Raw genomic sequence first — 19,411 nt, 5'->3', positions numbered from 1 at the left:
CGAACGGTCCGGTTCAGTCCCGCGGATGAGGTGCCGCAATCCGATCGCGGTGCGGTCGACGACGCTGGGCTCCGGGTCGTCGCATGGCACCCGCGCGCAGAGCGGTCTTGCCGCTGCGGCACAGCGAGCGCCCCGTTCGGGCGTTCGACCGGCTCAGCCCTGCAATTTCATGCATGGCACAAAGTGATGGTGCATTGCACGCGGGGCCGGCGGGCTGCGGCGTCGATACGAAAATGCGTTTCCAGCCAAACATTTTGTTCGTATTCACACGATCCGCCCAGGCTGGGTGACAGCTCGACAAATATCCTTTGTCGAGCGACCGGACTGCTCGATTGAAGCGAACTGGCATTTCTGTTCCTGTTCAGCCTTAGAACAGGAACAGACTGGGCTGGAAACCATGGCGCGTCACGAGCCCTGGAGCGCCGAGCGCGCATCCGGGATCATCGCCGAACACACCCATCTCGAAGGGGCCACGCTGCCGATCCTGCACGCGCTGCAGGCGACGTTCGGCTACGTGGATACCGGCGCCGTCCCGCTGATCGCGGACGCGCTCAACCTGTCCCGCGCCGAGGTGCATGGCTGCGTCACCTTCTACCATGACTTCCGCGCCCATCCCGCCGGCCGCCACGAGGTGAAGCTGTGCCGGGCCGAGGCCTGCCAGGCCATGGGTTCCGACAAGCTCCACCGCGAGATCCTCGGCCGCCTCGGCTGCGGCTGGCACGAGACCACCGCGGACGGCAGCGCCACGGTCGAGCCGGTCTACTGCCTGGGCCTCTGCGCCAACGGTCCCGCCGCGCTGGTCGACGGCGAGCCTTTGGCTCACCTGACCGCCGACGCCCTCGAAGCCGCCTTGACGGAAGTGCGCCAGTGAGCGTCACCCTTTACGTTCCCCGCGACGCCGTCGCTCTCGGCCTGGGCGCCAACAAGGTCGCCCGGGCCCTGTTCGCCGGCGCCGAGCGCCGCGGCCTCGACGTCACCGTCGTGCGTACCGGCTCCCGCGGCTTGGCGTGGCTGGAGCCGATGGTCGAGGTCGGCACGCCTGAGGGGCGCGTCGCCTACGGGCCGGTGAAGCTCGCGGATGTCGAGGCCCTGCTGGATGCCGGCCTGACCACGGGGGGCGACCACACCCTGCGCCTCGGCGATCCCGAAAAGATCCCGTTCCTCGCCCGGCAGCAGCGCCTGACCTTCCACCGCTGCGGCGTGATCGACCCGGTCTCCGTGGACGATTACCGGGCGCATGGCGGCTACCGCGGCCTCGAGGCCGCCCTGAAGCTCGATGCCGAGGGCATCGTCGCGGCGGTGCGCGATTCCGGCCTGCGCGGCCGGGGCGGTGCCGGCTTCCCGGCCGGCATCAAGTGGAACACCGTGATGCTCGCCAAGGCGGACCAGAAATACGTGGTCTGCAACGCCGACGAGGGCGATTCCGGCACCTTCGCCGACCGGATGATGATGGAGGGCGATCCCTTCAACCTCATCGAGGGCATGACCATCGCGGGCGTCGCGACCGGCGCCACCCGCGGCTACATCTACCTGCGCTCCGAGTACCCGCAGGCCTTCGCCACCCTGAAGGAGGCGATCGCCAACGGCGTGACGGCCGGCGTGCTCGGCGACAACGTCCTGGGCTCGGGCAAGAGCTTCCACCTGGAAGTGCGGCTGGGCGCCGGCGCCTATATCTGCGGCGAGGAGACCTCGCTGCTGGAGAGCCTCGAGGGCAAGCGCGGCATCGTGCGGGCCAAGCCGCCGATCCCGGCGCTCAAGGGCTTCCTCGGCAAGCCGACGCTCGTCAACAACGTCATGACCTTCACGGCCGTGCCGTGGATCCTGGAGAACGGCGCCAGGGCCTACGCCGATTACGGCATGGGCCGGTCGCTCGGCACGCTGCCGATCCAGCTCGCCGGCAACATCAAGCACGGCGGCCTGATCGAGATGGCCTTCGGCATCACCCTGTGGCAGGTCATCGAGGATTTCGGCGGCGGCACGCGTTCGGGCCGGCCGGTCCGGGCCGTGCAGGTCGGCGGGCCGCTGGGCGCCTACTTCCCCGACCATCTCCTCGACACGCCCCTCGATTACGAGGCGATGGCGGCCAAGAAGGGCCTCGTCGGCCACGGCGGCATCGTGGTGTTCGACGACACCGTCGACATGGCCGCCCAGGCCCGCTTCGCCTTCGAGTTCTGCGCCACCGAATCGTGCGGCAAGTGCACCCCCTGCCGTATCGGCGCGACCCGTGGCGTCGAGACCATGGACAAGGTGATCGCCGGCATCCGGCCGGACGCGAACCTCAAGCTGGTCGAGGATCTCTGCGAGGTCATGACCGATGGGTCGCTCTGCGCCATGGGCGGGCTCACGCCCATGCCAGTGATGAGCGCGATCACCCATTTCCCCGAGGATTTCAGGCGCGCCGGCGATCTGCCGGCTGCGGCCGAGTGAGGAGCGGTCGATGGGCCTAATCAAGGAGATCGACTACGGCACGCCGATCCGCGTGTCGGAGCAGACCGTCACCCTGACGATCGACGGCATGGAGGTCACGGTGCCGGCCGGCACCTCGGTGATGGCGGCGGCGATGCAGGCCGGCACGCAGATCCCGAAGCTCTGCGCCACCGACTCGCTGGAGCCGTTCGGCTCGTGCCGCCTCTGCCTCGTGGAGATCGAGGGTCGGCGTGGTACGCCTGCCTCGTGCACGACCCCGGCCGAGAACGGCATGGTGGTGCACACGCAGAACGAGAAGCTCGCCAAGCTCCGCAAGGGCGTGATGGAGCTCTATATCTCCGATCACCCGCTCGACTGCCTGACCTGCGCGGCGAACGGCGACTGCGAGCTGCAGACCCAGGCCGGCGTCGTCGGCCTGCGCGACGTCCGCTACGGCTACGAGGGCGACAACCACGTCCGGCCGAGCTCGGAAAAGTACCTGCCGAAGGACGAGTCGAACCCGTACTTCACCTACGACCCGTCGAAGTGCATCGTCTGCAACCGCTGCGTCCGCGCCTGTGAGGAAGTGCAGGGCACCTTCGCGCTGACCATCGCGGGCCGCGGCTTCGACAGCCGCGTGGCGGCCGGCCCGACCAATTTCTTCGAGTCCGAGTGCGTCTCCTGCGGCGCCTGCGTGCAGGCGTGTCCCACGGCCACGTTGCAGGAAAAATCGATCCACGAGTACGGCCAGCCCGAGCACGCGGCGGTGACGACCTGCGCGTATTGCGGCGTCGGCTGCTCGTTCAAGGCCGAGATGCAGGGCGAGCGCGTCGTCCGCATGGTCCCCTACAAGGGCGGCAAGGCCAACGAGGGCCATTCCTGCGTGAAGGGCCGCTTCGCCTACGGCTACGCCACCCACAAGGACCGCATCACCAAGCCGATGATCCGCGAGAAGATCACGGATCCGTGGCGCGAAGTTTCTTGGAAAGAAGCCATCGACCGGGCCGCGAGCGAGTTCAAGCGGATCCAGGCGAAATACGGAAAAGACTCGGTCGGCGGCATCACATCGTCGCGCTGCACCAACGAGGAGGCCTACCTCGTCCAGAAGCTCGTGCGCGCCGCCTTCGGCAACAACAACGTCGATACCTGCGCCCGCGTCTGCCACTCGCCGACCGGCTACGGCCTGATGTCGACGCTCGGCACCTCGGCTGGCACCCAGGACTTCAAGTCGGTCGAGAACTCCGACGTGATCCTGGTGATCGGCGCCAACCCGACCGACGGCCACCCGGTCTTCGGTTCGCGGATGAAGAAGCGCCTGCGCCAGGGCGCGAAGCTCATCGTCGCCGATCCGCGCAAGATCGACCTCGTGAAGTCGCCCCACATCAAGGCCGACTATCATCTGCCGCTGAAACCCGGCTCGAACGTCGCCTTCATCAACGCGCTGGCGCACGTGATCGTCACGGAAGGGCTGGTCGACGAGGCCTATATCCGCGAGCGCTGCGACCTCGCCGAGTTCGAGTCCTGGGCCCGGTTCATCGCCGATGAGCGCCACTCCCCGGAGAGCCAGCAGCAATTCACCGGCCTCGACCCGGCGGAGGTCCGCGGGGCGGCCCGGCTCTACGCCAAGGGCGGCGCGGCCGGCATCTACTACGGGCTGGGCGTCACCGAGCACAGCCAGGGCTCGACCATGGTCATGGGCATGGCCAACATCGCCATGGCCACCGGCAACATCGGCAAGCTCGGCGCCGGCGTGAACCCCCTGCGCGGCCAGAACAACGTCCAGGGCTCCTGCGACATGGGCTCGTTCCCGCACGAGCTCACCGGCTACCGCCACGTCTCCGACGACGCCACCCGCGAGAGCTTCGAGGCCCTCTGGGGCGCCAAGCTCGACAACGCGCCGGGCCTGCGCATCACCAACATGCTGGACGAGGCCGTCGAGGGCACGTTCAAGGGCCTGTACATCCAGGGCGAGGACATCGCCCAGTCCGATCCCGACACGCACCACGTGACCTCGGGCCTGATGGCGATGGAGTGCATCGTCGTCCAGGACCTGTTCCTGAACGAGACCGCCAAGTACGCCCACGTCTTCCTGCCGGGCGCCTCGTTCCTGGAGAAGGACGGGACCTTCACCAACGCCGAGCGCCGCATCTCCCGGGTCCGCAAGGTCATGGCCCCGATGGGCGGCTACGGCGACTGGGAGGGCACGGTGCTGCTCTCCAACGCGCTCGGCTACCCGATGAGCTACAGCCATCCGTCCGAGATCATGGACGAGATCGCCGGCCTGACCCCGAGCTTCACCGGCGTCTCCTACGCCAAGCTCGACGCGCTGGGCTCGGTGCAGTGGCCCTGCAACGAGAAGGCGCCGCTCGGCACGCCGATGATGCACGTGGACTGGTTCGTCCGCGGCAAGGGCCGGTTCATGATCACCGAGTTCGTGGCCACCGAGGAGCGGACGGGGGCGAAGTTCCCGCTGATCCTCACCACGGGCCGGATCCTGTCCCAGTACAATGTCGGCGCGCAGACAAGGCGCACCGAGAACTCGCGCTGGCACGAGGAGGACGTGCTGGAGATCCACCCCTTCGACGCGGAGCTGCGCGGCATCGTCGACGGCGACTTGGTCGCCCTGGAGAGCCGCTCGGGCGACATCGCGCTGAAGGCCAAGGTCTCCGAGCGGATGCAGCCGGGCGTGGTCTACACCACGTTCCACCACGCCAAGACCGGCGCCAACGTCATCACCACGGACTACTCGGACTGGGCGACCAACTGCCCCGAGTACAAGGTGACGGCGGTGCAGGTCAGGCGGACCAACCGGCCCTCCGACTGGCAGGCGAAGTTCTACGAGGAGGATTTCTCGTTGACGCGCATCGCCAATTCCCAAGACACCACGCTCGACGCGGCGGAGTGAACCGATGCGCGCGGTGAGTCAGGAGGACAAGCTCCTCCGCATGGCCAACCAGATCGCCACCTTCTTCCGGTCATACCCGGAAGAGGAGGCGGTCGCCGGCGTCCACAAGCACATCACGGCCTTCTGGACGCCCAAGATGGTCTCGAAGCTTGAAGCCGCCCTGCCGGCGATGGGCGACCGGGCCGACGATCTGGTGCAGCGGGCCCTGCGCGGCGCCGAACCGCAGGCCGAGAGCCCGGTCCGGCCCGCGACCCGCGATCCGCAGAAACTCGGCGACGGTGCCAGCGACGCGGGCTGATCCCGGCGTCGAACTGCGCAGGGCGCGCGATCAGGACTCCTGGACGGGCCTCTTTCCTTGGTCGTTGCGCATGCAGACTGCGGCGATCGGGCGTAAACGTGTCGACTGAGTGATCGGCGACGCTGGCACGTTGCACACAGATCGCGCATCATCCTCCCACGAGCCGCCCATCCACGTGGCTGCCGAAGAGGATGACGTCATGAGTCTTGGGGTTACGGGTGCGGTCGCGCCCGATGCCGCGCCGGGTCTGCTCTCGCGCGAGCGTATCGTCGCCAAGCCGGGCTTCAACCGGTGGCTGGTCCCGCCCGCGGCCCTCGCGATCCACCTGTGCATCGGCATGGCCTACGGCCTGTCGGTGTTCTGGCTTCCGCTGACGCGGGCGCTCTCGGTCGGCAAGCCCGCTGCGGCGGCCTGCCCCGACATGGGCGTGATGACGGCCCTGTTCACCACCACCTGCGACTGGCGGGTGAGCGACCTCGTGACGGTCTTCTCCATCGGGATCGTGGTGCTCGGCCTGTCGGCCGCCCTGTTCGGCGGCTGGCTGGAGCGCGCGGGCCCGCGCAAGGCCGGCATCGTCGCCGCCCTGTGCTGGGGCGGCGGCTTCCTGATCGGCGCCTTCGGCGTCTACATCCACCAGCTCTGGCTGGTCTGGCTCGGCATGGGCCTGATCGGCGGCATCGGGCTGGGCCTCGGCTACATCTCCCCCGTCTCCACGCTGATCAAGTGGTTCCCCGACCGCCGCGGCATGGCCACCGGCATGGCGATCATGGGCTTCGGCGGCGGTGCGATGATCGGCTCGCCCCTGGCGGACAGCCTGATCAAGGGCTTCCGGACCGCGGACTCGGCCGGCGTCTGGCAGACGCTGGCGGTGATGGGCGTGGGCTACATCCTGTTCATGCTGGGCGGCGCCTTCGGCTACCGGGTGCCGCCGGCCGGCTGGCGACCGGACGGCTGGACGGCGCCGGCGGCCAAGAACGCCATGATCGCCTCGGGGCACGTCCACCTCCGGGACGCGCACAAGACCGTCCAGTTCTGGATGATCTGGCTTGTCCTGTTCCTCAACGTCTCCGCCGGAATCGGCGTCCTGGCGCTGGCCTCGCCGATGCTCCAAGAGATCTTCGGCGGCGAGCTGATCGGCCTGCCGGGCACCGGCTTCTCCGCCCTCGATGCCGGCCAGAAGGCGCAGGTGGCAGCGATCGCCGCCGGCTTCGTCGGCCTGCTGTCGCTGTTCAACATCCTGGGCCGGTTCTTCTGGGCCTCGATGTCGGACCGGATCGGCCGGAAGGTCACCTACGCGATCTTCTTCGCGCTGGGCGGCCTGCTCTACGCGGCGGCACCCTGGGCGGCCGGCATCGGCTCTCAGGCCCTGTTCGTCGCCATCTTCTGCGTGATCCTGTCGATGTATGGCGGGGGCTTCGCGACGGTCCCGGCCTACCTCGCCGACGTGTTCGGCACGCAGTTCGTCGGCGCCATCCACGGGCGCCTGCTCACCGCGTGGTCGATGGCGGGCATCGTCGGACCCTTCGTCATCACCAAGATCCGCGAGGCGCAGGTCGCCGCGGGCGTACAGGGGGCGGAACTCTACGGCCGGACCATGTACGTGCTGGCGAGCTTCCTGGCGGTCGGCTTCCTCTGCAACCTGCTGGTCCGGCCCCTGGCCCAGCGCTGGTTCATGTCCGATTCCGAGCGGGCGTCCCTCGACGTCCGCACCGGCGCCACGGTCGGCGGAGCCTCGGGTTCCTTCGGCATCGGGCGCGGCGGTTTCAGCCCGGGCGCGGCCGTGGCCTGGGCGGTGGTCGGCATCCCGATCGTCTGGGGCATCGGCATCACCCTGTCGAAGGCCTTCATCCTGTTCCGGTAAGGCCCAACCCCGGTTGTGGCCGGCACGACGGGTCGCTAGGCTTCCGGCGCCTCGCCGTGCCGGGATCCCTCCGTCGTGATCGACAAGCTGGACTTCCTGCTCGCGCTCGCCCGCGAGCAGCATTTTGGCCATGCCGCCGAGGCCTGCGGGGTGACCCAGCAGACCCTGTCGGCGGGCGTGAAGCAGCTCGAGAACCGCTTCGGCGTGCAGCTCGTGCTGCGCGGCTCCCGCTTCCAGGGCTTCACCCCCGAGGGGGAACGGGTGCTGGAATGGGCGCGGCGGATCGTGGCCGACGCGCGGGCGATGCACGAGGAGGTCACGGGGCTGCGCCGGGGGCTGACCGGCCATCTGCGCATCGCCGCGATCCCGACCGCCCTGCCGATGGTCGTGGCACTGACGACCCCGTACCGCGAGCGCCACCCGGACGTGCGGCTCTCCGTCGAGTCCGCGACCTCGGCCGATATCTTCTCGCTGATCGAGAATCTGGAGGCGGATGCCGGGCTCACCTACCTCGACAACGAGCCGCTGGGACGCGTGGTGTCGGTCCCGCTGTACCGGGAGCGCTACCGCCTCGTGACCGCCATCGGCGGGCCGTTCGACGGGCGGGCGAGCGTTAGCTGGGCCGAGACCAGCAGCCTGCCGCTCTGCCTGCTCACGCCGAACATGCAGAACCGGCGGATCATCGACCAGCAGATCCGCGAGGCCGGCGCGGACCCCGCCGCGACCCTCGAGTCGAACTCGATGATCGTGCTGCTGACCCACGTGCGCACCCTGCGCTGGGCCTCGATCATGCCGGAGATCCTGGTGGACGCCCTGGGTCCCATGGACGGCGTTCGCGCCATCCCGATCACCGCGCCGGATCTGGAACACACGATCGGCCTCGTCGCCCCCCGACGGGAACCGTCCACCCCGATCGTGACCGCCCTCGTGGCCGCCGCCCGCTCGCTCGCGCGGACCCTGGATCCGGCCCTGTCCGGACCCGGGCCGGCGTGATTGCCCGGTGCCGGTCCTGACGCCGGTTCAGGGGCGGATGAAATCGGGCTCCGGCGGGGACGGCATGTTCTGCCGGCAGGACCAGACGAGGCCGCCCGCCACGACCTCGGTGAGGATGCCGACGCCCGGCACATCGGCTAGGAAGGTGCCCATGGCGCGACTGGCGGCCTCGATCGCCGCGTTGACGGTCGGAGCCTCAATCATCTGGGAGGCGATGTCGACGCTCCCCTGAGCACGACGCCTCGCTATGCGCAACCGATATTGCATTCGGATCTGCAATTCAATCTAAAATCTCAGCACATCGTGGCACTAGTCTTTATAAAAATCATAACTCCTGCAAAAATGCAATATCTTCAGCATTTTACCCAGGGGAACAGGGTCAATTTGCTACTTTTAGCTACATCAAAAGATAAATTGCAACTCTGCGTGGCTTGATCGGGGCGGCGAATTGATAGTTCATGCACCGTGAATCGGCCGCTGTGGGGAAGTTTGAGCGATGTATCCAGTCTCGAGCGCGTCACATGCCCAGAAACCAGCTGTACTCATCGTGGAAGATGAAATCATCGAGCGGATGGCGGCTGTCGACGTGCTGGAAGTTGCTGGTTACGAGGCCGTCGACGTTTGCACCGCCGCGGATGCCGTATGCGCCTTGGAAAATAGAGACAATATTCGAGTTGTCATCACAGATATCGATCTGCGCAGTGGACTTGATGGCATCGTTCTGGCGGCGTGCATCGACCGGCGCTGGCCGAACGTCGGCATCATCATGACGTCCGGCAAGGTCGAGCCGGTGCCCGGCGACGTGCCGAGCCGGGCCCGATTCCTGCGCAAGCCCTACGCCCGGGCGCGGATGCTGGACGCCGTGCGGGGGATTATCGAGCAGCACGCCGTGTGAATGCGCCGGCCGCGGCTTTGCTCTGCCCAGGCTTGCCCCCGTCAGCCCGGTCCGGTGCGCAGGGCTCCGGGTTCGCGCGCGATCGCCAGCGACGCGACGACGAGCGCCATGAAGAACAGGACGTACTGATTGACCGAGAGCTCCTCGAACATCAGCGACGGGATGAGGAACAGCGCGGTGTAGGTCAGCAGCGGACCGGCGGCGCCGGGCGCCAGGAGGATCCGCACCAGCCCGGCGACGAGCAGCAGGAGCGTCGCGAGTCCGCTCTGGAGCGCGAGGGAGACGAACCCGTTGTGCGGCGTCACCAGGCCGGTGAGCGCCTGGAGTCCGGAGCGGCGGGCGACCTCGCCGACGCCGAACGGATACGCGACGACGAGCTGGAGGGCGGAGATTCCTGACAGGAACCGCTCGTCGACGTTGCTGGAGACGTTGGTGTCCTCCGCGAAACGTCGCTCGATCGCCTGCGACAGGGTCCCCGGCAGGGGGATCTCCCCCGTCACCGACCAGGCGACCAGCAGGGCACCCAGGATGCCGAGCGCGGTCAGGATGGCGGGTGCCTTCAGGTTCCGCCGCATCAGCACGGCGAGGAACAGGAGCGGCATGATCAGGCCGGCCCGGTTGTTGGTCAGCGGGAAGCTGGTCAGGAGGGCCGCGAAGTAGACGAGGTAGACCGCCTTCGTGCGGTAGCGCAGGCTCAGCAGAAGCGCCGCGGCCCCGGCCAGCGCGAAGACGTGGCCCGTCTCGTTCCCGGAGATCCAGAGGCCGCCCAGCTTGTCCTGGAAGAAGAGCTTCAGGTCCTCGTCGAGGCCGTCGGTCGGGACCGCGAGGCCGAAGCGCTCCAGGGAGGCGCCCGTCGAGGTGAGCAGCAGGACCGCCAGGGAGCCGAGGAGTCCCGCGAGCAGGCCGGCACAGAACGCGCTCTCGATGCGCGCGTCGCGGAAGAGCACGAGCAGGATGAAGGCCTGGACGACGTAGAGCAGCAGCACGAGCGTCAGGTAGACGTCGCCCGCGAGGATGTGCGCCTTCAGCACCAGGGAGGCCGCGATCACGACGACGATCCCGGAGAGCGGCGCCACGTTGCGCATGGCTTCCGCGAGGACCGCGCGCCGCAGGCCGAGCCACGGGATGAGCAGAAAGGGCAGGAGGTCGGACAGGCGCTGAAACGGCAATCCGAAGCTGGACGTCAGCACGTTGAACTGCAGGGCGGCCCCGAGCAGGAACACCGCCGCGCCGTCGACGGCGACGGAGGCTGTCGGCGCCCGCTCCTCGATCGCCACCGCCTGTCCCGTCATGGCCCCGATCCATTCGAACACGCGCGCATCCCGTCGTCAGTCTCACCGGCAAAGGTTGGCGGAGGGTGCCGATCAGGCGGCACGGCGCAGGAATAAGCCCAGCGCCGTCCGGACCGTGTCGCGCATGTAGGTCTGGGCGAGCCCGGCATAGGCCAGGATGCCGATCCCGACGGACGCGAACAGGCCGAGCCGGTCCCCGAGGGCATCCTGGATCGGCCCCTGCACGAGCAGGACGAGGCCGGCCATCACGACCGCGCAGGCCGTCACCGGCGTGAGCACGCGGAAGACGGACCGGTTGCCCACCGGCACAAGGCGCCCGACCCTGTCCACGATGAAGGGCGTGAACAGGTAGGCCCGCACCACGTGCCCGGCGGCCAGGGCTGCGAGCCCCAGGGGCGCGGTCACGACGGCCGCCGCCGCGCCGAGGGCGAACTGCGCCCCCGCGAGCCGGAGGGCCATTCCGGTCTGCCCGAGCGCCGTGAAGATCATCCACAGCATCGAGGTCGCGACGAATTCCGGTGCCAGGAGCGCCAGGATCCGCAGGACCGGCGCCGCGTCGTGCCACTGGTCGCCGAACAGGAACGGGACCAGCGTCGGCGCAACGGCCGCCATGCCGAAGAAGGCCGGCACCGCCAGGAAGGCCGAGGCCGCGGTGAAGCCGTGGAAGGTCGCGGCGAGGTCGGCGGGCCGATCCTGCAGGCGGGCATAGGTGGTCAGGCCGACCGTCGTGAGGGGGATGACCGCCACTTGGCTGACGAGGTCGATGCAGCGCCACGCGAGGCGGAGGTATCCGACGTCGGCGGCCGACAGGAAGTAGGCGGCGATCACCTCCTGGCTGCGGATCGCCGCGACGAGCAGCAGGTAGGTGCAGAACACCCGGGAGCCGAAGGCGATCTGCGCCCGCGCGGCCGCGAGGTCGAGGCGGCGGGCCGGCACCCAGCGGGACGCCGCCCAGGTCAGCAGGGTGGTCGCCGTGGCCGCGACGAGGCGCTGCACGACGAGGCTCCAGACGCCGTAGCCCGACACTGCCAGCGCCAGGGCGGCCGCCCCGCCGAGGATGTTGGAGCCGAGCGCCCGCAGGGCGAGCTTGCGGAAGCCGAAGCTGCGCTGCAGGCGCGCCTCGTGGATCGCCCCGGCGGCGGTGATCACGAAGCAGGCCGAGAGCGCGCACAGGACGGGGCGCAACTCCGGCAGGTCGAACATCGCGGCGATCGCCCCTGCCACGGCCACCAGCGCCGCCGCACACAGGGCACCCGTGCCGAGCATCACCCAGAAGGCGGTTGCGGCGAAATCCTCGTCGAGGTCGGCGCGCTGCACCACCGCGTCCGGGAGGCCGCAGCGCGCCACGATCTGCAGGATGTCGATGAAGACGGCGGCGATCGCCACCATCCCGAACTCCGCGGGCCCGATCAGCCGGGCCAGCACGAGGAAGACACCGAAGCTCAGGACGACGTTGCCCACGGAGGCGAGTGCGACCCACCGCGCCGCGTCGAAGGAGCGGCCGGTCACCTCCGCGCCGGAGACGAGGCCCGGCGCGCGCTCGGCGGCCTCCGCGGCCGCCGCCGCCTCGGTCAGGACTGGTGCGCCCACGCTCACGGGCGGGCCGCCCGGCGCTCGGCAACGAGTTCGGCGTAGAGGTCGAGATACTTCTCGGCGACGCGCTCCGAGGTCGATTCGCGGATGACGTGCTGGAAGCTGCGCTCGTCCGGGAGACCGCGGCGGCCCCGGGCGATCACGGACCCCAAGCGCGCGGCGAGGTCGGCATCGTCGCCCGGCGTGAACAGCCAGTCGGCGTTGTCCGCGCCGATCAGCTCGGGGATGCCGCCCGAGGCCGCGCCGATCACCGGCACGCCCATCGTGTAGGCCTCGTAGATCGTCCGCGGCGAGGGCTCGGCCCAGAACGAGGGGACCACGAGCACGTCGATCTCGCTGAGGAAGTCGGCGGGCTTGGCCCAGCCGACGAACTCCACCGGCAGGCCCGCGGCCTGCGCCTTGAAGCGCTCGATCGAGTCGTCCATCGCGTGGCCGGCCACGAGGCAGCGCCAGTCGCCGGGGCCGATCCGCTTGAAGGCGTCGACCAGCGTGCCGACCCCCTTCTCGGTGTTGATCCGGCCGAGATAGCCGAACGTCATGGGCTTGCCCGTCCGGTCGATCCGGCGGCGGGCCTCGGGGTCACCCTCGGGGACCGTACAGGAGTAGAAGATCACCCGGCGGCGCTCCGGCGCGAGATGCGTGAACAGGCCGTGATTGACGTGGGTCTTCAGGATCTCGGTGCCGACGCTGACGACGGCGTCCACCGACCGGTTGGTGATCTGCTTGCCCGCATTCACCACCTTGCAGCCGAGGTGCCACCGCTCGCAGGGCTTGCCGTTCTTGAACATGGCGGCGTTGCCGCAGATCAGATCGTACTCACAGACCGTGTGGACGATCGGGATCCCGCGCTTGGCCGCCTCGCGCCAGACCAGGGTCGAGACGTCGAGGAGCGAGTGGGTGTTGACGATGTCGGGGCGGAAATCGTCGAGGACGCGGCCGAACTCGGCCGCGATGGCGAAGTTCCACTGCTGCTTGAGCTTCGCCCAGGCCCGCCCGACGCGGGTCGCCTTGGGCCAGTCCTCCAGCCAGAAATCGTTGTGGTGCGCCATCCGGTAGACCGTGACGCCGCCGCGCACGCTCTTGGACTCGGGCTCCCGGGCGATGCAGGCCGCCGCCACCGTGTGACCCGCCGCGACCAGTTCCTCGGCGAGGTGTTCCACCGAGCGCTCGGCACCGCCCACGATGTAGGGCGGGTAGAGGGCGCTGAGATGCAGGATCCGCAGGGGCGTCGTCGAGGCCCGCAGGGCCGTCCCATCAAACCGTGTGTCGCGCCCCGTGACGGTCGGCGCGCCCGGCAGAAGCCGCGCGTAGGCCTGGGGAAGGGAGGAGGCGGTCATGGGCGGCACTCGCTGAGGTGCTGGCGCGCAGCATGCGCGGGCGCTGGGTCGGAGCTGGCCGCGCTGCGGGCCGCGGCATAGAGGTCGAGGTAGGCGGTCGCGACGGCCGTCGGGTCGGTCCCGGCGCGGACCGCCGCGGCGCGGCCGAGCCCATCGGCGAGCCGGCCGGGCTCGGCGACGACGCGCGCCATCGCCGCCGCGAGGGCGGGGGCATCGCCGGGCGGCACCAGCCAGGGGCCGTATCCGATCTGCTCGCCGATGCCGCCGGTGGCGGTCCCGATCACCGGTACGCCTCGGCTGTAGGCTTCCGCCACAGTCCGGCCGAAGGCTTCGGGCCAGATCGGCGGGACGACGAGGCAGTCGATGGTGTCCAGGAAGGCGTCGCGCTCCGCATAGCCCACGAAGGACACGGGCAATCCCTCGGCCCGGGCGCGGTACCGGTCGATCCCGTCCGCGGCGCGGCCCGCCACGGCGAGCCACCAGCCCTGGGGCGGCAGCCGCCGACAGGCGTCGAGCAGCACGTCGGTGCCCTTCGCCGGCTCGATGCGCCCGAGATAGCCGAACGTCACCGGCGAACCGGACGCGCGCGGGCGGCGGATCGCCGGGGCGCCCGGCGGGATCGGGTTCCAGATCACCCGCCGCAACGCCGCCGGAACCGCGTCGAAGAAGCCGGCCGCGACGTGCCGCTCCAGGATGTCGGTGCCCACGGCCGCGACGGCCGCGACCGACCGCTGGCAGCGGCGGTGCGGCTCCGCGTAGATCCGGCACTTGAGGTGCTGGCCGTCGCAGGCCTGACCGTGGCGCGCCATCGCGCCGTTGGTGCAGAGGCTGGTGAAGTCGTGCAGCGTGTGAACTGCCGGCACGCCGAGCCGCCGGAGCATCGGCCAGATGGCCGGGGACAGCTCCGAGATCGAGTGCGTGTTCACCACGTCAGGCGCGAAATCCCGCACCGCCGCCGCCATCTGGACGAGGGTGTGACGGTTCCACTGGGCCGCCAGCTTGTAGCGGAGGCGGTCGAGGCGCCCGCGCTCCGGCCAGTCGAGGATGTGGAACGGCGTCCCGTAGCCGGTCCGATAGACCGTGACGCCGTCCTGCAGGGTCGGTGCCTCGACCTGCCGGGCCGTGCAGGCGACCGCGACGGCGTGGCCCGAGCCGGCCTGGCTGCGCGCCAGGGTCTCGACCATCAGCTCGGCGCCGCCGACCTGCTCGGGCGGGTAGAGCGAACTAAGGTGCAGGATGCGCATGCGGCACCTCCCGGGCGGGGTGTTCGCGCGCGGCGTCCCGGAGCGCGTCGAGCAGCAGGGTCTCGTAGCGGCGCGCGGTCTCGGCCCAATCGTACCGGCGGGCGTTCTCGTAGCCGCGGGCGATCAGCGAGGCCCGCAGCCCGGGCTCGTCGATGAGGCGGCTGAGGCACGCGGTGAGGGACGCGGCGTCGGCGGGATCGAAGGTCAGAGCGCCAGCGCCGGCGATCTCGGGGGTGGCCGACCGGTCCGAGCAGAGCACCGGACAGCCGAGCGTCTGCGCCTCCAGAACCGGCAGGCAGAACCCCTCCGCGAAGGACGGCACGCACAGGCACAGGGCGCGCCGGTAGAGCTCCGCGAGCTGGCCCTCGCCGATCCGCGACAGCCGGGTCAGCCGGACCGGCGCGTCGCCGAGGGCGGCGGCGATCGCCTCGTCCGGGTCTTCGCCCACGTGGACGACCCCGATCCCGGGGCGCGCGAGCGCCGCGACGGCCCGTGCGAGGGTCGCGAAGTTCTTGTTGTAGAGGGCGTTGCCCACGGCCAGCACGAACGGTCCTTCCGGGACCGCGAAGGTCGGGTCGGTCGCGGCGGGATCGAGCATCGCGGCGGAGGGGACCGTCCGGGTCCGGTCTCGCAGGAACGGATAGTGGCGCCCGAGGTCGGCCCGCGTCGTCTCGGAGACCGCGATGACCCGGGCGCTGTTTCCGAGGACGAGCCGGAAGATCGGGTCCGTGGTCCGGGCTTCCCGGGAGCGCGTTCGCTCGGGCATCGTCCGGAAGTAGAGATCATGGACGACGCTCACCCGCGCGCGCCCGCCGAAGGCAGCGCCGTAGGGATCGGCGTTCAGCACCACGTCGATGTTCAGGGAGCGGCACAGCCGCGGCACGGTCACGGCCTGGCGCAGGACGTCGAGCAGCATGATGCGCGGGCGCGCCACGGTGACGACCTCGATCCGGTCGCGGATCGCTGCGGGAAGCTGCGCGCGGGTCCAGGGCGAGCGCAGCACGACCGAGACGGAGCCGCGCTCGACCAGTCCGGCGATCACCCGGAAGGCGACGAGCGCGACGCCTGACGGCCGCCCGGCATGCTGGGTCGGCATGTTCACGAGGACGCGCGGCATGGCGGCTCCGACAGCTCCGTACATGGCAGGGGATCGCCGGCCGCTCACGCGCGGGCGGCGACCCGGAGGATGAGGTCGGCGAGGGCGCGCTGCATTTCCGCCGCCCCGTAGCGGGCGATCGCCCGCTCCCGGGCGCGGCGCGTGCGCGCGACGAACGCGTCCGGCGCGTCGAAGAGTTCGGCGAGGGCGGCGGCGAGGCGGTCGGGTCGCCGCGGCGGCACGAGGGTGCCAACCGCGCCGCCGTCGAGGATCTCCGCGGAGGCCCCCGCATCGGTGGCGATGACCGGCACGCCGGCCAGCATCGCCTCGACGAGGGTCCGGCCGAAGGGTTCGGGGTCGACCGAAGGGTGCACGACCGCGTCGACCGCCTGCATCAGCGCGGGCACGTCCCCGCGCTGCCCGAGGAACAGCACCCGGTCGGAGAGACCCCGCGCCGCCGCGCGGTCGCGCAGGTGCGCGGCGTAGGCGTCCTCGCCGAACAGCGGCGCGCCGACCACGATGCACCGGACGCCGGGGAGCTCGGCCAGCGCCTCGAGCACCACGTCCTGCCCCTTCCAGGGCGCGAGTCGGCTGAACACACCGATCAGGGGACCCGCGGGCAGGCCGAGTTCGGCCCGCAACGCCGCGGCGGGGCGGGGGTCGCGGTCAAGGTCGAGGCCGTTCGGCACGACGGTCACCAGGGACGGCCGCCCGCCGGCGCGCAGGAAGGCGTCCGCCGCGGCCTGCGAGGGCACGACCACCCGGGCCGCGCAGAGGTTCGCGAGGCGCGCCTGGACGAGGCGCTGGGCGCGGCCGAAATGCGCGCCGTCGAGGATGTCGTGCAGGTGCCAGATGAGCGGACGGCCGACCAGCCGGGCCGGCAGCGAAGCGAGCAGGAAGGCCTTCTGCGAATTGGCGTAGACCACGTCGCAGGCGCGCGCCGCGCGGGCCACCTCCAGCGCGAGGCCTCCGAGGCGACCGAGCATCGGAAGGGCGCGCAGGGGCGAGGCGTCGCGGCGCAGTCCCGTCAGCGCGGCGCCGCTCCGGGCGAGGCGAACCTTCAGCCCCAGGTCCCGCAGGGCGCCCGCGAAGGCTCCGTCCTCGAACAGGAGCGCCGTCGAACCCGCCCAGGGGCGCACGGCGTCGCGCAGGACGAGCTCCGCACCCGACATCGTACCGGTGTGGCTCACGAACAGGACGCGAGGGTGCGTGCCATGGCCGGGGCTGGCGACGCGGGCGCCGTCCAGGGGCCCGCGATCGGCGAGGGTCTCGACGGGCAGGACGCCGCTCATCGCGCCGCCTCGGCGTAGCGCGGCTCGGGGAGCGCCATCGCGTCGTAGGTCGTCTGGCGTCCCGGCCGGACCATCGTCATCGCGATGCCGAGGACGGCGCCGCCCGCCCGGCGGAGATTCGCCACGGTCTCGATCGTGTCGGAGAGCTGCGACTGGCCGTAGCGGGCGCAGCAGAGGACGCCGTCCACGTGCCGGGCCAGCAGCGAGGCATCCATCAGCAGGCTCGTCGGCGGGGTGTCGAGGAGGACGAGATCGTAGCGGCGGCTCCACGCGAGGAAATCGACCATGCGCGAACTCATCAGGAGCTCCGTCGAGTCCGGCGTGGGCGTCCCGGCCGGGATCACGTCGAAGCGTCCGGCCGAGACCACCGCCTCGGCCGGGCTGATCTCGCCGCGCAGCACCCCGCCGAGGCCCGGGCCCCGCCCGAGGCCGAGCGACGACTCGAAGTTCGGCCGGCGGAGGTCGCACTCGATCAGCAGCACCCGGCGCCCGTTCGCGGCGCTGACCCCGGCCATCGCGAAGGCGGTGAAGGACTTGCCTTCGCGGGGCTTCGACGAGGTCACCAGGATGACCCGCGAGGCACCGCCGCCGGCCAGGACCAAGTGGGCGTGCAGGTTCCGCAGCACGTTCTGCATCGTCGGGTCCACGCGCGCCCGTTCCAGGGCGTCGGGCAGGTCGAGCTCCCGGTGCCGGTCGGAGAGGCGTCCGACGAGGCCGGGCGCCTCCAGGCACGGCAGCTGGGCGAAGACCGGGGCGCCGGTGCCGGCCATGAGCTGCGCGGAGGTGCGGACCCGGCGGTCGGTCACGTCGCGCAGCAGCGCCGCCGCTGCCGCCAGCACGCCCGCCAGGACAAGGCCGCCCGCCAGGAGCGGCACGGCCTTGGGTGAGAACGGCTCCTGCGGCAGCTCGGCGAGGCTGACCAGGCGGGTGCTGCCGGTGAGGATGCGCCGCTCCGTCTCCAGCTCGCCCGTCCGCTTCACGAGGTCGGCGTAGCGCGTGCGCTTGATCTCCGCGTTGCGCACCATGCCCTCGATCGAGGCCTCGTCGTCCATGGCGGCGGCGGCCTCGGTCTTGGCCGCGTCGAGCTGCGCGCGCAGCGACCGGGCGAGGGTGCTCGACGCCTCGAAGGTCTTGCGCAGCCCCTGCGCGACGTTGCCGATTTCCTGCTCGATGCGCGCCCGCAGGCTCGCCCGCTCGGTCGTCAGAGCGCGGATCGCCGGGTGGTTGGCGCCCAGCAGGGTGCTCTGGTTGGCGAGCTGCGCGCTGACGCCGCTGAGCTGCTGCTTCAGCGACACGATGGTCGGGCTCGCCAGGACCGCGGGGGCGCTCTCGGCGCCGCTGGGGCCCCGGCTCTCGATCTCGCCGAGACGGGCGGCGGCGTCGGCCTTGGCGGCCTCGGCGCTGGCGAGCTGATGGCTGATGTTGGTCAGGCGCTCGGCGCTGATCGGTGCGCTGGCGCCCTTCAGCAGCCCCTTGCGGCGGCGGAACGTCTGGATCCGGGTCTCGTCCGCACGGATCGACTCGTCGAGCTGCCCGATCTCGGTGTGCAGCCAGTCGGCGGCGGCCTTGCGGCTGGAGGCCTGCGCTTCGCGCTGATCCTCGAGGAAGGCGTTGATGAGGCCGTTGGCCATCGTCTGCGCCGTCTCGGGCAGCGGCGACTTGTACCCGATGGTGATGATGCGGGACCGGCCGGAGCTGGTGACGGCGTAGCGCTTCTGCAGGTACTCGACGAGGGCATTGTTATCGGTCGTGAGCTTCAGGCACGCCGCGTCCTTCTTCTCCGAGATCGTTCCGGGCCGCCCGCCGCTGGCGGCGTAGCGGCATTCGGCCAGGACGGAGGCGGCGAGGCCGCCCTCGATCGCGATCCGCAGCAGCCGGGGGGAACGGATCACCAGGATCTGGCTCTCGATGTCGGCCGGATCGCCGATCTTCTGGATCCAGGCCATCGAGGCGTTGTTGGCGCCGGGTTCGGCCTCCGCCACGATGACCGAGCCGCTCGCCACGTATTGCGGGGGGATCATCACCAGGGCGGTGACCGCCAGTCCGAAGATCGTCGCGAACACCGCGGCGAACAGGGCGCGGCGGCGCCAGATCCGGGCGAGGGGCGCCGCCAGGGGGCCCCCGCGCTCCTTCTCCTGCGAGGCGGGGCGGACTGGCGACCGGTCGGCCAGATCGACGGTCAGGAGCGAGGAGGACATC

The 19,411-nt window shown here is 70.5% G+C and carries 15 protein-coding genes; 7 read left to right on the top strand and 8 right to left on the bottom strand.

Features of this window, described 5'->3' with window-relative positions:
- The first annotated feature begins 397 nt into the window (after positions 1–397).
- The 6 genes from MKK82_RS05585 (at position 398) to MKK82_RS05560 (ending at position 8,463) form a co-directional block, all read left to right on the top strand.
- A complete protein-coding gene (locus tag MKK82_RS05585; protein WP_238287796.1) occupies positions 398–871 on the top strand; it encodes a formate dehydrogenase subunit gamma in 474 nt (157 codons plus the stop codon).
- Complete coding sequence (locus MKK82_RS05580; RefSeq protein WP_243984864.1) at positions 868–2,427, top strand: formate dehydrogenase beta subunit; 1,560 nt, start codon at positions 868–870, stop codon at positions 2,425–2,427. The genes MKK82_RS05585 and MKK82_RS05580 overlap by 4 nt, the downstream gene beginning before the upstream one ends.
- A gap of 10 nt (positions 2,428–2,437) precedes the next feature.
- On the top strand, positions 2,438–5,311 hold the full coding sequence (gene fdhF, locus MKK82_RS05575; RefSeq protein WP_238287794.1) for a formate dehydrogenase subunit alpha: 2,874 nt from the start codon (positions 2,438–2,440) through the stop codon (positions 5,309–5,311).
- Positions 5,312–5,315: 4 nt separating this feature from the next.
- Positions 5,316–5,609 carry a formate dehydrogenase subunit delta gene (locus MKK82_RS05570; RefSeq protein WP_238287793.1) on the top strand — a complete coding sequence of 98 codons (294 nt, stop codon included), beginning with the start codon at positions 5,316–5,318 and terminating at the stop codon, positions 5,607–5,609.
- Positions 5,610–5,808: 199 nt separating this feature from the next.
- Positions 5,809–7,470 carry an OFA family MFS transporter gene (locus tag MKK82_RS05565; RefSeq protein WP_238287792.1) on the top strand — a complete coding sequence of 554 codons (1,662 nt, stop codon included), beginning with the start codon at positions 5,809–5,811 and terminating at the stop codon, positions 7,468–7,470.
- Positions 7,471–7,545: 75 nt separating this feature from the next.
- Positions 7,546–8,463, top strand: coding sequence for a LysR family transcriptional regulator (locus MKK82_RS05560; RefSeq protein ID WP_238287791.1), 918 nt, complete (start codon positions 7,546–7,548; stop codon positions 8,461–8,463).
- Positions 8,464–8,490: 27 nt separating this feature from the next.
- Here the strand turns inward: MKK82_RS05560 and MKK82_RS05555 are convergent, their stop codons facing one another.
- Complete coding sequence (locus MKK82_RS05555; RefSeq protein ID WP_238287790.1) at positions 8,491–8,667, bottom strand: hypothetical protein; 177 nt, start codon at positions 8,665–8,667, stop codon at positions 8,491–8,493.
- Between the two features lie 292 nt (positions 8,668–8,959).
- Here MKK82_RS05555 and MKK82_RS05550 point away from each other — a divergent pair, with 292 nt between their 5' ends.
- Complete coding sequence (locus MKK82_RS05550; RefSeq protein ID WP_238287788.1) at positions 8,960–9,358, top strand: response regulator; 399 nt, start codon at positions 8,960–8,962, stop codon at positions 9,356–9,358.
- A gap of 41 nt (positions 9,359–9,399) precedes the next feature.
- On the opposite strand, the gene MKK82_RS05545 is transcribed toward MKK82_RS05550, so the two are convergent.
- The 7 genes from MKK82_RS05545 to MKK82_RS05515 all read right to left on the bottom strand — a co-directional run bounded on the left by MKK82_RS05545 (position 9,400) and on the right by MKK82_RS05515 (position 19,410).
- Positions 9,400–10,671: a hypothetical protein gene (locus MKK82_RS05545; protein WP_243984863.1), complete on the bottom strand. Its 1,272-nt coding sequence runs from the start codon at positions 10,669–10,671 to the stop codon at positions 9,400–9,402.
- Positions 10,672–10,722: 51 nt separating this feature from the next.
- Positions 10,723–12,246 (bottom strand): lipopolysaccharide biosynthesis protein, encoded by a 1,524-nt coding sequence (locus MKK82_RS05540; RefSeq protein WP_243984861.1) that lies wholly within the window; start codon positions 12,244–12,246, stop codon positions 10,723–10,725.
- Positions 12,243–13,466: a glycosyltransferase family 4 protein gene (locus tag MKK82_RS05535; protein ID WP_409566775.1), complete on the bottom strand. Its 1,224-nt coding sequence runs from the start codon at positions 13,464–13,466 to the stop codon at positions 12,243–12,245. Before MKK82_RS05535 ends, MKK82_RS05540 begins: the two co-directional genes overlap by 4 nt.
- A gap of 110 nt (positions 13,467–13,576) precedes the next feature.
- The gene (locus tag MKK82_RS05530) at positions 13,577–14,824 is read right to left on the bottom strand and encodes a glycosyltransferase family 4 protein (protein WP_238287783.1); all 1,248 of its coding nucleotides are present in this window, start codon (positions 14,822–14,824) and stop codon (positions 13,577–13,579) included.
- Positions 14,805–15,941: a glycosyltransferase family 4 protein gene (locus MKK82_RS05525; protein WP_238287781.1), complete on the bottom strand. Its 1,137-nt coding sequence runs from the start codon at positions 15,939–15,941 to the stop codon at positions 14,805–14,807. Before MKK82_RS05525 ends, MKK82_RS05530 begins: the two co-directional genes overlap by 20 nt.
- Before the next feature lie 44 nt (positions 15,942–15,985).
- Positions 15,986–17,212: a glycosyltransferase gene (locus MKK82_RS05520; RefSeq protein WP_238287780.1), complete on the bottom strand. Its 1,227-nt coding sequence runs from the start codon at positions 17,210–17,212 to the stop codon at positions 15,986–15,988.
- A complete protein-coding gene (locus tag MKK82_RS05515) occupies positions 17,209–19,410 on the bottom strand; it encodes a GumC family protein (protein WP_238287779.1) in 2,202 nt (733 codons plus the stop codon). The genes MKK82_RS05520 and MKK82_RS05515 overlap by 4 nt, the downstream gene beginning before the upstream one ends.
- Between the last annotated feature and the right edge of the window lies 1 nt (position 19,411).

The organism is Methylobacterium sp. E-046 (assembly GCF_022829625.1).
Lineage (GTDB): Bacteria > Pseudomonadota > Alphaproteobacteria > Rhizobiales > Beijerinckiaceae > Methylobacterium > Methylobacterium longum.
Note: the sequence above shows the minus strand (reverse complement) of the source record. Positions and strands in the feature narration are given on the sequence as shown.

Bases quoted from the DNA above. Each gene is read 5' to 3' on its own strand.
- MKK82_RS05585 (WP_238287796.1), top strand. From the start codon at position 398: ATGGCGCGTCACGAGCCCTGGAGCGCCGAGCGCGCATCCGGGATCATC.
- fdhF (WP_238287794.1), top strand. From the start codon at position 2,438: ATGGGCCTAATCAAGGAGATCGACTACGGCACGCCGATCCGCGTGTCG.
- MKK82_RS05570 (WP_238287793.1), top strand. From the start codon at position 5,316: ATGCGCGCGGTGAGTCAGGAGGACAAGCTCCTCCGCATGGCCAACCAG.
- MKK82_RS05565 (WP_238287792.1), top strand. From the start codon at position 5,809: ATGAGTCTTGGGGTTACGGGTGCGGTCGCGCCCGATGCCGCGCCGGGT.
- MKK82_RS05555 (WP_238287790.1), bottom strand. From the start codon at position 8,667: ATGATTGAGGCTCCGACCGTCAACGCGGCGATCGAGGCCGCCAGTCGC.
- MKK82_RS05550 (WP_238287788.1), top strand. From the start codon at position 8,960: ATGTATCCAGTCTCGAGCGCGTCACATGCCCAGAAACCAGCTGTACTC.
- MKK82_RS05530 (WP_238287783.1), bottom strand. From the start codon at position 14,824: ATGCGCATCCTGCACCTTAGTTCGCTCTACCCGCCCGAGCAGGTCGGC.
- MKK82_RS05525 (WP_238287781.1), bottom strand. From the start codon at position 15,941: ATGCCGCGCGTCCTCGTGAACATGCCGACCCAGCATGCCGGGCGGCCG.
- MKK82_RS05520 (WP_238287780.1), bottom strand. From the start codon at position 17,212: ATGAGCGGCGTCCTGCCCGTCGAGACCCTCGCCGATCGCGGGCCCCTG.
- MKK82_RS05515 (WP_238287779.1), bottom strand. From the start codon at position 19,410: ATGTCCTCCTCGCTCCTGACCGTCGATCTGGCCGACCGGTCGCCAGTC.